Here is an 11,077-nt window from a genome sequence, read left to right on the forward strand (position 1 = left end):
ATAGAGCGGCCCGGGAAGTCTTCACCACGGCTGGCAGGGAGGCGTCGATGTGGCGGATTGCATATGTGGCGGCTGTCGCCTGCGCCGTTGCCGGGCCGGCCCTCGCACAGACAGGCGAGCCTGCCGCCGTTCAGGTCGGCACCATCAACGCAGAACGCAAACCGATTTCCAAGTCTCTCGGTTTCGTCGGCCGCGTCTCGGGAATCGACAAGGTCGACATCAGGGCCCGGGTCACCGGCTATCTTGAGGAGGTGCTCTTCAAGGAAGGCGACATGGTCAAGGCCGGCGCCCCGCTCTACCGGGTCGAGCGCGACCTCTTCCAGGCAGCGGTCGAGAAGGCGCAGGGTGCGCTCGAGATCAGCAAGTCGGCCGACGCCTTGGCCGCGATCCAGCTCGAACGTGCCCAGGACCTGCTGGCCAAGGCGGCCGGCACCGTCGTGGCGCGCGATCAGGCCGTTGCCCAGAAGCAGCAGACCGCCGGCGCGATCATGACCAACCAGGCCGATCTCGCCACGGCGAAAGTCAATCTCGGCTACACCTCCATCACGGCGCCGATCTCCGGAAAGATCGGCCTGACCAATGTCACGAAGGGCAATGTGGTCGGCCCCGACAGCGGCGTGCTGACGACGATCATCAGCCAGGATCCGATGTATGTGACCTTCCCGGTCAGCCAGCGCGAATTCCTCAAGAGCGCCGAAACGGGCAAGCATGTCGATCCCAAGGCGGTCAAGGTGCAGCTCCGCTTCTCCGACGGCACTCTCTACGACCAGCTCGGGCAGATCGATTTCGTCAACAACTCGGTCGATCGTGGCACCGACACCGTGCTCGTCCGGGCGAGGATGCCCAATCCGACCGGCGCGCTGACCGACGGGCAGCTGGTGCGCGTCGCCCTGGAGGTCGGCGATCCGCAGCAGATGATCGTGGTGCCGCAGGCAGCCCTGATCGCCGACCAGGCCGGCGTCTATGTCTTTGCGGTCGTGGACGGCAAGGCCGTCGTCAAGCGGCTGAAGCTCGGCGGCGAGGACGGCCCCAATGCCGTCGTGTCCGAAGGCCTGGCCGGCGGCGAGCAGATCATCGTCGAGGGTCTGCAGGCCGTCAGGCCAGGGGCACCCGTCCGGGCACGCCCGGTGCCGGCGATGATCAAGGGAAGCTGAAGCCCATGATCTCCGCGATCTTCGTTGATCGGCCCCGCCTCGCCATCGTCATCGCCATCGTCACCACGATCGCCGGCCTGCTCTCGCTGCTGGCGATTCCGGTCGCGCAATACCCCGACATCGTGCCGCCGCAGGTCTCGGTGACGACGGTCTATCCCGGCGCATCGTCCCAGGTCGTCGACGCGACGGTCGCGCAGCCGATCGAGGCCCGGGTCGTGGGCGTCGACAAGATGATGTACATGAAGAGCGTCAGCGGCAACGACGGCAGCTACACGCTGCTCGCCTCGTTCGAGCTCGGCACCGATCCCGATATCAACGCGGTCAACGTCAACAACCGCGTTCAGATCGCCCTGTCGAAGCTGCCGCAGGATGTCCAGCGCCAGGGCGTCACGGTCAAGAAGAAGTCCTCGGCTCTTCTCGGCGTGCTCGCCGTCTACTCGCCGAAGCGCACCTATGATCCGCTCTTCCTGTCGAATTATGTCACCATCAACATGCTCGACCGGATCAAGAGCACGCAGGGCGTCGGCGATGCCGCTCTGTGGGGCGCGCAGGATTATGCGATGCGCGCCTGGATCAAGCTCGACGAACTGACCGGACTCAACCTGACGACCGGCGACCTCATCGCCGCCATCCAGTCGCAGAACGTGCAGGCCGCCGTCGGCCGGATCGGCGGACGGCCGATCTCCGACGACCAGCAGCTTCAGCTCAGCATCCAGACCAAGGGACGGCTGGCCACCACCGAGGAATTCTCCAACATCATCCTGCGCACGAACCCGGATGGTTCGGTGCTGCGGCTCGGCGACGTCGCGCGGCTGGAGCTCGGGGCCAATAATCTCGACCGCGACACCCGCCTCGGCGGCAGCCCGGCAGCCGTGATCGCGCTCTACCAGGCGCCCGGCGCCAACGCGATCACCACGCTCGACGCCGTCCGCGCCCAGGTCAGGGAGCTCGCCAAGAGCTTTCCCGAAGACCTGGAATGGAAGGTGACCTACGATCCGACGGCCTTCATCACCGCCACCATCGACGAGGTCAAGAAGACGCTCCTCGAGGCCTTCGTGCTCGTCGTCATCGTCGTCTATCTGTTCCTGGGGAGTTTCCGCGCGACGCTCATCCCGACGCTCGCGGTCCCCGTCAGCCTGATCGGCGCCTTCATCGTCCTCAACGCCATCGGCTACTCCGCGAACTCGGTTTCGCTGCTGGCCGTCGTGCTCGCCATCGGCATCGTCGTCGACGACGCGATCGTCGTGGTCGAGAATGTCGAGCGCGTGATGGAGGAGCGGCCGGAGCTCACGCCGGGCGAGGCGACGAAGGTCGCCATGCGGGAAATCACCGCGCCGATCATCGCGATTACGCTCGTTCTGCTCTCCGTCTTCGTTCCCGTCGCCTTCATTCCCGGCATCGCAGGCGAGCTGTTTCGCCAGTTCGCCGTGACGGTCGTCGTCGCCATGGTGCTGTCGGCGATCAACGCGCTCACGCTCTCGCCGGCGCTGTGCGGTGTCCTGCTCAAGCGCCATCACGGCCCAAGGCGCGGCCTGATGGGCTATGTGATGCGCAGCATCGACCGGGTCCGCGACGGCTATGGCGCGGTGGTCGCGCGCATCGTCCGCTTCTCCGTGATGGGCCTCGTCCTCGTCGCCATCGCGGCGGTGGGTATTGGCGGCCTCTCGAAATTCACCCCCACCGGCTTCCTGCCCGAGGATGACCAGGGCGCCTTCTTCGTGGTGGTCCAGTTGCCGGACGGCGCTGCGGTCGGGCGCACCTCGGCCGTGGTCCAGCAAGCCGAGGAGATCCTCAAGGGCGAGGCGACGGTCGCCGACTACACCTCCGTCGTCGGCCTCAACTTCATCGACAATTACTCGCAGGCGAACTCCGCCATCATGGTCGTGACGCTCAAGCCGYTCAGCGAGCGTCAGGGGGCCGATCTCGGCGTGCCCGCCATCATGCGCCGGCTGGCGCCGAAATTCGCGCAGGTCCAGGGCGGCACCGTGATGCCGCTCGCGCCACCGCCGATCATCGGCCTGGGAACCGGCGGCGGCTTCACCTATGTGCTGGAGGATCTGCGCGGCGGCGACCCCAAAACCCTGGCACAGGTGGTCCGCGGCCTGACCATTGCCGCCAACCAGGACCCGCGACTGTCGCGGGTGTTCAGCACCTTCTCGGCGACCACGCCGTCGATCTATCTCGATATCGACCGCAACAAGGTCCAGATTCTCGGCGTCAAGCTTCAGGATGTGTTCCAGGCGCTGCAGGCCTCGCTCGGCGGCTACTACGCCAACGACATGAACCTGTTCGGCCGGACCTGGCAGGTGCAACTCCAGGCCGAGGCCGTCGACCGCGCCTCGATCGACGACATCTACCGGATCAATGTCCGCAGCGCCGACGGCAAGATGGTGCCGCTGCGCAGCCTCCTGGAGATCCACGTCGTCGTCGGTCCTCCCGCGCTGATCCGCTACAACAACCTGCGGGCCGTCACGATCCAGGGCGGCCCGGCGCCCGGCGTCTCCTCGGGAGAGGCGCTCAACGCCATGCAGGAGGTCGCGGCCCGCGTGCTGCCCGCGGGCTATGCCGGAGAATGGACCGATACCGCCTTTCAGGAGAAGCGGGCCGAGGGCAAGACGCCGATCATCCTCGCCTTCGCCGTGCTCTTCGCGTTCCTCTTCCTCGTCGCGCTCTACGAGAGCTGGACGATTCCGGTGCCCGTACTGCTTTCGGTCTCGATCGGCATTCTCGGCTCCTTCGCCTTCATGGTGCTCGGGCACCTGACACTCGATGTCTATGCCCAGATCGGCATGATCGTGCTGATCGGCCTTGCCGCGAAGAACGGCATCCTGATCGTCGAGTTCGCCAAGGAGCAACGCGAGAGCGGGGTTCCGCTGCTCGAGGCCGCGGCGGAAGGCGCCCGGCTGCGCTTCCGCCCGGTGATGATGACCTCCTTCGCCTTCATCCTCGGGCTGCTGCCGCTCGTCATCGCCACTGGCGCCTCGCAGCTCGCCCGGCGCAATGTCGGCACGCCGGTCTTCGGCGGCATGATCTTCGCCTCGCTGCTCGGGATCTTCGTGATCCCGCCGCTCTACGTCTTCTTCCAATCGATGCGGGAACGCCTGCGCCCCTCGACGCGGCCGAAGCCGATCGCAGAGGCGRCGACACCGCAGGCTGGCGAAGCGGTGGCCAAGCCGCATAGTCCTGCAGAATAGGGTCTGACGCGGTGGGCGTTCGGACCGGGATGTGCGACGGTGACCGTCGAGGGGGCTGCAATCCGACCGAGCGACAAGACACTCCTTCGGGGCGATGTTGGGCAAGACGCGAACGCGGCCGGAATCGATTGTGGCCCCGGATAGAGCGTCCTCGCTCGAACGCGCCCGACACCTGTGACCCGGCCGCGCCGAAGGAATTGGCCTAGCGACGCGATTTCAAGAGGTTAGAAGTGGCGGAGACGGAGGGATTCTCAGCCGATTTTCTCATAAGCAATTGAAATTGCTAATCTCTCTCACCAGAGAGCTAGCGCACGCGTGCCATACTCAACAGCCATTCGATGTGGCCAGATTGAGCGCTTCGGCGTKACCGCGTCAAGGAATTCGTGCTGCCATTGCAAAGGACCCTTTGGCCATTCCTTCCGCGCGCATTTTGCGGTGAAGGCGGTTGAGGTCGCCCTCCCCTAACGAATGCGCGCTGTGGCGAATGGACAGCCTGCCGTCGTCCCGCGCTTGCCATGAATAAGACCCTGGACGCTGCTCCGGAACGCCTGCGCAGGATCTCAGGTCTCGTCGCGGGGCGCAGCGTGTCTGATCGTCGGCCTCTACAACGATTGGCTGGGGCTCGACGAGCGAATCGAGACGATCGCAGCCGAGATCGGGAAGATCGCAGCCGAGCAGGCCGCCTGCACGCGGCTCGTGAGCGCTCCGGATGTCAGGCCGATCATCTCGACTGCCCTGGTGGCCGCGGTCGGCGATGGTGAAGCCTTCGAGCCGGGGGCGGCGATTTTGACGCCTGGCTCGGTCTCGTCCCGCGGCAGTACAGTACCGGCGGCAGAACCGTGCTCGGGTGCATCTCGAAGTAGGCCAACAGCTATCTGTGCAAGCTGTTCATCAAGGCGGCGGAGGTCATCATCATGAGGCCGCACAACAGGGGGAAGTTCAGCTTCGGCAACTGGTTGAAGGAAGCGGCCGCGCGGCTTCACCGTAACAAGCTGGCAACTACGCTCGCCCGTATCAGCTGGAGCGTGCTGCGTAATGGACAATCCTTCGACACGCACAAGGAGGCGATCGCCGTCTAACAACTTCCCAAGGAGTTCGCGAACGGATTAATTTGTGCACCCTGAGCCTGGAAACGGCCGATCTCCTATAAGGCCAAAGGTGCGTGCGTACCCCATCATGGCCACGGCCCGGGAGCCGATCAGTTGGTCGGGTACACATGAGCGACTTCAGTCATCGCGCCGAACCCATTGTGAAATGCAGCCGGTCCACACAAGCGGGCCGGTCATTTGCTGCCGCTCAAATCAAGCTGCTGGAAAGCGGACCTTGCCAGCGTCAGAAACGCCCGCCCCAAAGTGGACAAGGTATTCAACTGTATGCCTCACGCTACTTACTTATTGCCGAGCACGTTCGCGCAAGCGCGTCCGCAGTGCGGCGCGCCCCAATTTACTTTGGAGGGCAGCTTCGCGCCCATGTTTCAACGACGCCGGGCGTTACCGCAATCAAGTCGGCTTGCTCGGACTTTTCAGTCATCAGTGCGAGTCTGCCTCCCGCAATGCGGAGACTAAAACAGGACTGCGCATCCCCAAACGTGGCAAGGCAAATCCGGTCGCCAACGACCTGCCACGTTAACGCCTGCTGGCCTCGGCCATCTACGACGGCTCCCGTTCCATCGGCACAAAGGGCGCGAACTCGGAAGATTGGCAGCGAACACCACGTGGCGCCGGAGGCCAACCGGCCAAGCGTCGCCCCATCTAGCGTCCGCTCCTGACCGGCGAGTTGCGCGATAACAGCAGCGAYCGGCGATGTTTCTGCCGCGGCCTGCGGCCCCAGTGCCGCCTGCTGCAGCGCATCGGCGCGTTGGCTGAGGTTTTCGATTATGCAAGCGATCTCCCGCCTCTTAAGCGGCAGCCACACGTCGAAGGTTGAGCGCTCACGAACTGAGAACTGACCACACGTGCGGTAGGATTCGTCCTCTACCCCTATCGGGCTTTCAACCTGTCCGAAGCACGATCTACCGAGTCCGTAACAGCGATCGTAATCGAACGCCTCGAGTTTCTTGGCGGCCTTGCGCAGCTCTTCGGCGCGAGCGAGTTGCTCGCCGATCGGGACACTCGGCACCGAAGCCCGCTCGCACACTGGGAGATCGGGAAGCAGCCCTTGGGCGGGTGCAACGCAGCTACCCATCGCCCAGGCCACGATCGCTGTGGCACTAGCGAGCAGCCGGCGCGACATTGTAGATGGGACCAACACGTCTATCCCTCCGTGAACTCACGCAAACGCCGTCGTTCGCGCGATTTACCACGCTATTGCAGCAGGCGAATTTGCGTACGCGCTATCCTGGCGTCGAGTCGAATGATGAACTGTACGTCGGCATCGTCGCGAAGCCGTATGTCGGTGTAACGCGCGACGATCTCATGACACGCCATTGCACTGCGGCGCTCAATCTCACGGAAGCTGACTGCGGCAGCGAGAGCCGATTGGAGCTCGTTGATCTCCTGTAGAGACAATGTTGCAGGCCGGCCGATCAGATCGGCCGCGCGTAACCCCCCGGCAACGACCGGCGCTGGTAGAAACCGGTTGGCGAGCAGGGCATGTCCGATCGGCAGGAACACGAAACCGCCGGCTTGTGCTTCGAGCGTGTCGATCGCGGCAATGCAGCGCTCCATGCTGCCCGCGCCAGACGCGACATCTGCCATKAGATAGCGGAACCGCTCAACTGCGTTTAGCTCCGCTTCTCCGGTGAGCGGCCTGCCGTTCCTGTCTTTGGGCGCATACCTCGCGAGCAGGTCGTCGCTGACGCCTGGGTCTGTCAGGCTGGCAAGCGCAGGCGCGGCAGCTCGCAACCGTCGCAGCGGCGTCAGGTCGTCCGCGAGGTCGGTCAACAGATCAAGCGACGATCGATAAGCTTCGACCAGCGCGAGCGCCCGCTTCAGATGCTCGGCTTCCGACGGCTGCGCATTCGCCGACACGGCCAGCATGGCGAAGCCACACAACGCAATCAGGCGACGCCCAAAAAGCATGCATCCCCCTTAACTCCGGGACCAAACCAGCGCAAGCTAGGGGACAACTATGCCGTGAAATCTACGACAGCAGCAATATGGGAGGGATATACAGTGAAGCCGACCGTCGCAACGGCGTTCGCMATTGCTACTTTCGCTATCGCAGCGCCCCAAGCCCACGCCGATTATTGCCCGCGGACTGGCGCCTCGGCCTGGTGCTGCGGGCTGCAGGAACCAGCTGCGGCGCCTTCGCAGAAGAACTATCGCTGGCATGTGAACAGCCAGCTTTGCGAAGGTCTGATCTCGCCACGCCAGTCGGCCGCAGTGCTCGACCTTGCCGGTTTCGTCGCCAAACCGATACCGACCGACCGGCAGTTGCAGGAGGGCTCCGGCCCGGTGCAGATATCCCTGCCGCAGTTGCGCAGCACGGTGGAAGGACCGCTTCGCTTCCGCGGCATCTCGTTGAAGGGGGGACGGTATTTTCTCGCGGGCGATTTCACCGACCGTCGAGCGAAATCCTGGGACGTCGCGCAGTTTCGCAACAGCGCCTCCATGTTGACCTTTGATTTCGTGRCCTACCGGCCTGCCGATCCGGCCGCCGATCGGCAGCTCGTCTACGTGCCAGTGCGCTTCGTACCGCCGGGTGCGCAAGCCGCGCAAGGAAGTGCCAGCCGCGTTCGGCTGTTGTCGGCACGCCCGCTCGCCGCAGCCCGTGCAACCTACCTGCCACTGAACGCTGAGCTGAAACCGGACTTCGCTGCGGGCGAGGTGAACCTGGACGCCAAGGTCGCTTCGGTCGAGCTGATCGAGGTGACGATCCCCGACGGCATGCCCTCGGCGTTCCAACTTCTGCTGCGCGCCTGCACGAGCTCCGAGCAAGGCTGCGATCCTGCGACGGCCACGGCGGTCACGTTCGACATGGTGCTCGCACCATGAGCATGTTCTTGGACCTCTTGCGCCGGCGGCCGACCGAGCAGGATGCCGTAAAGGAAAGGCGTGCGGCGGTTGCGGCGGCGGCACTCGAAGCGGGGCGGACGGCCTATCTCAGTCGAGTGGTCGCGATCCTTGGCTCGACCGCTCAGCAAGCGGCGCACCCCGGCAGCAACACGGGTCTCGTGTCACCCGCCCCCGACATGGTTCAGGATGAGGCAGGTCAGGGCCTGAGGGCGGTGGATCTGATCGCGCTTGCCGCCATAGCGAACGATAAGCCGAAGGAAGAACCGATCGGCGCCTGGCAATATCCCGCAGCTCTGGCGATCGTCTGCATCACGGCGGCGGTCCTCGTGTACGGATCGCGCACCGCCCCCACAACGGCGTTGGCAATCGTCGCCGAKACCGATCATGTCGCCGTCACCGCAGCCCCTGAGGCAGATGCCGTAGCGTTGAAGTTCACGAATTTCCCGCCGATCGCGGCGTTAAACGCCCGGATCAACGGCAGTGCCGAGGCACTCCTTCTCGCGTCCGACGGCGGCGTAGCGCAGCGCTGCCCACCGATCGCGATCGACCGGCTGGTACGGCTACACGAGCCCGAAGGGCTGACGCTGACCTTCGCTTCCGGCTCTACCCTAACGCTCTCGGCCTTTAAGACTCCAGGCGCTGCAAATGTTGACCAGTTGCGGCTTGGCGGTGACGGCGCGTGGACGCTGCAAGCGGCGTTGCCCTGGATGCCTAACTTGTCGGGCGACTGCAGCCATTTCGGGGGCAACGAATGGCGGCTGCCGACCAGGCTGACGTTTCAGGCTCCGAGGCAAGAGCAAGGCGATGCCGAGATGCTGATCCAACTGAAGCCAGGCGATCGCGACCGGCCACCGGCGAGCGCCCTCCTGCCTCGCGTCGTGCTCGACGCGAGCCGCGTCTCGTTCGAGACTGTTGCCGCGAATGCACTCCTGTCGCCCGGCCCGCCTGCGCGTTGCTCCGTGATCGCAGGCACAGTCGACTTCGAGCAGCGCTTGAGCTTACCCCTGATCGATGTGCGCCATGTCGGGCACGAGGTACTGGGAAAGCGCCAGTGCCCTACGCTCGCGACGCGGAACGAGCTGCGCTGGCGCGTGGCCGTCGAGCCGATCGCCAACGGGAACTTCGAGGTTACCCAGCGTGCGAGCGATACAGGCGGGGTCGGCACTGTTTATCTGGTCGGGCCTGTGGGGGAACGAAAAATCGGCGTGAGCTACCTCGCCATTCTTACCGCCGACCCCGGGCTAGCACTGCTGCTCGGCGCAGCGACGTCCGTGATAGCCAACTTGTGGAGCCTTTCTCAACTGTTGAGGAGATGGATTTCATGATGCGATGCACAATCCTTGCAACGTTGGCCCTCCTTCAGCTCACCAGCATAGCGCGCGCGAGAGAAATGCCGCTCGGCGAGGCCCTCGACCGTGCCGCGGCCCGTGTCGTCACGATCGATGCCGGGAGGCGAGGGACCGGCTACGTCACCGCTGGTTCCGGCGGGCTGATAATGATCACCACCGCGCGACATGTCGTGGAGTCCGTTCTGGACTCCTCGCTGCCGGCTCCTTCGTTGCGATGGGCCCGCGTGCCGGACGGATGTGCGTCGACCCCGAAGGCGCTCTCGGTCCATTCGGTGACGCGGGGCGACTCTCCAGCCTTCGACGTCGCAGTGATCGTCGCTGATGCGGGCTGCGCACCGGACCTCAGAGCCGTGCCGTCGGCATGGACAGAAGGAGAGCCAGCCCCAAGTTCGCGATTTCATGCCGTGCGCGTGACAGACGTTCTGCCGGTCGGCAGCGGAGTAGGACCGTTCTGGTTTGCCGATGCCTGCCTGCGGGCGGGCGGATGCATCGACCGCAAGACRCTCAAGCTGGAGACCCAGGGATTTACCGAGCAAGGCATGTCGGGAAGCCCGGTCGTCACGCAGGCCGGGATCGTAGGGCTGGTGCTCGGAGACGATCACGTCGCCGCATGGCCCAGCGTGGAAATCACGGCGGCGCTGTGTGCGGGGACGGCGCTGCCGCCGACCCATGGATACGACACCGCTGGCCTCGCCTGCCGCGCTTCGCCAGGCTCGTCCACGCTCCCCAACATTCTGGTGCAGCGGGCGCCGACGGCGGCGGTACCCGCTGCAGACGGCTGCGACACCCGGCTGAACCAGCCGCTACGCGATTCGTCCGAGCTAGGCGCCGCCTACAGGTGCCGGCTGGAAAATCTCGTGCGCGGCTGGGAAAGCCGCGCGGCGCGTCTCGATTGCATGGAGTGGGAACGTTGTCGTGAACTCTGGTTCAAGACGGTCGCCGATAACGGCTTTGCTGTGGGAATGAATCCGCCCGCCGATTGGATAGCGCTGCTCGATCTTCTGCGGCTCCGGCCCTATCCGGTCGATCTGGTTCTCAGCCATCCGGATCGTATCGCCGACTTTCGCGCTGAATTTGAAAAGCACGGCTTTTCCAGCACCGGAAAGGGCTACTCCCCCGCCTTCCCGGCCCCCTCGGTTGTGTCCCACATCGATGGCCCGGCCTGTCTGGTTTCGCGAGATTGGCGAACCTTCGTCCATCCCCAGGCGCGCGCTGGAGATCTCATGGCGGATCATTTATCCAGCTCGGGAGACCTTGTGCTGGCTTCCGTCGACTACGGCCCGCTAGATGAAAAGCGCACAAAATACCTTGTCTGGAAGCTCATTCCGACGGGCTTGCAGGTCGCTGGCGAAAGGCAGAACCAAGAACAGGGTATGACCTGGCGTTCCGAGGCCACCCTCAGCGCCAACTATCTGTTCGTAATC

7 protein-coding genes are annotated in these 11,077 nt (G+C 64.6%); 6 read left to right on the forward strand and 1 reads right to left on the reverse strand.

Going from position 1 to position 11,077, the window contains the following annotated elements:
• Window positions 1-47 precede the first annotated feature (47 nt).
• The 3 genes from AC1DJT_RS28400 (at window position 48) to AC1DJT_RS28410 (ending at window position 5,427) form a co-directional block, all read left to right on the forward strand.
• The gene (locus tag AC1DJT_RS28400; protein WP_476770710.1) at window positions 48-1,154 is read left to right on the forward strand and encodes an efflux RND transporter periplasmic adaptor subunit; all 1,107 of its coding nucleotides are present in this window, start codon (window positions 48-50) and stop codon (window positions 1,152-1,154) included.
• 5 nt (window positions 1,155-1,159) lie between these two features.
• Window positions 1,160-4,348: an efflux RND transporter permease subunit gene (locus AC1DJT_RS28405; protein WP_476835345.1), complete on the forward strand. Its 3,189-nt coding sequence runs from the start codon at window positions 1,160-1,162 to the stop codon at window positions 4,346-4,348.
• A 914-nt stretch (window positions 4,349-5,262) separates the two neighbouring features.
• Complete coding sequence (locus tag AC1DJT_RS28410; RefSeq protein ID WP_476769671.1) at window positions 5,263-5,427, forward strand: hypothetical protein; 165 nt, start codon at window positions 5,263-5,265, stop codon at window positions 5,425-5,427.
• 1,224 nt (window positions 5,428-6,651) lie between these two features.
• Here the strand turns inward: AC1DJT_RS28410 and AC1DJT_RS28415 are convergent.
• Window positions 6,652-7,368, reverse strand: coding sequence for a hypothetical protein (locus AC1DJT_RS28415; RefSeq protein ID WP_476769669.1), 717 nt, complete (start codon window positions 7,366-7,368; stop codon window positions 6,652-6,654).
• Window positions 7,369-7,461: 93 nt separating this feature from the next.
• Between AC1DJT_RS28415 and AC1DJT_RS28420 the strand changes: the two genes are divergently transcribed.
• From AC1DJT_RS28420 to AC1DJT_RS28430, 3 genes are all read left to right on the forward strand, one after another.
• Window positions 7,462-8,283 (forward strand): hypothetical protein, encoded by an 822-nt coding sequence (locus AC1DJT_RS28420; protein ID WP_476835346.1) that lies wholly within the window; start codon window positions 7,462-7,464, stop codon window positions 8,281-8,283.
• Window positions 8,280-9,629, forward strand: coding sequence for a hypothetical protein (locus AC1DJT_RS28425; RefSeq protein WP_476835347.1), 1,350 nt, complete (start codon window positions 8,280-8,282; stop codon window positions 9,627-9,629). The genes AC1DJT_RS28420 and AC1DJT_RS28425 overlap by 4 nt, the downstream gene beginning before the upstream one ends.
• The coding region (locus AC1DJT_RS28430; protein WP_476835348.1) for a serine protease family protein at window positions 9,617-11,077 on the forward strand (1,461 nt) is incomplete at its 3' end. The genes AC1DJT_RS28425 and AC1DJT_RS28430, both read left to right, overlap by 13 nt.

This window comes from Allobosea sp. 05T422_2 (genome assembly GCF_056396265.1).

Excerpts from the sequence above, each read along its gene's own strand:
- AC1DJT_RS28400 (WP_476770710.1), top strand. The coding sequence starts at position 48 with ATGTGGCGGATTGCATATGTGGCGGCTGTCGCCTGCGCCGTTGCCGGG.
- AC1DJT_RS28410 (WP_476769671.1), top strand. The coding sequence starts at position 5,263 with ATGAGGCCGCACAACAGGGGGAAGTTCAGCTTCGGCAACTGGTTGAAG.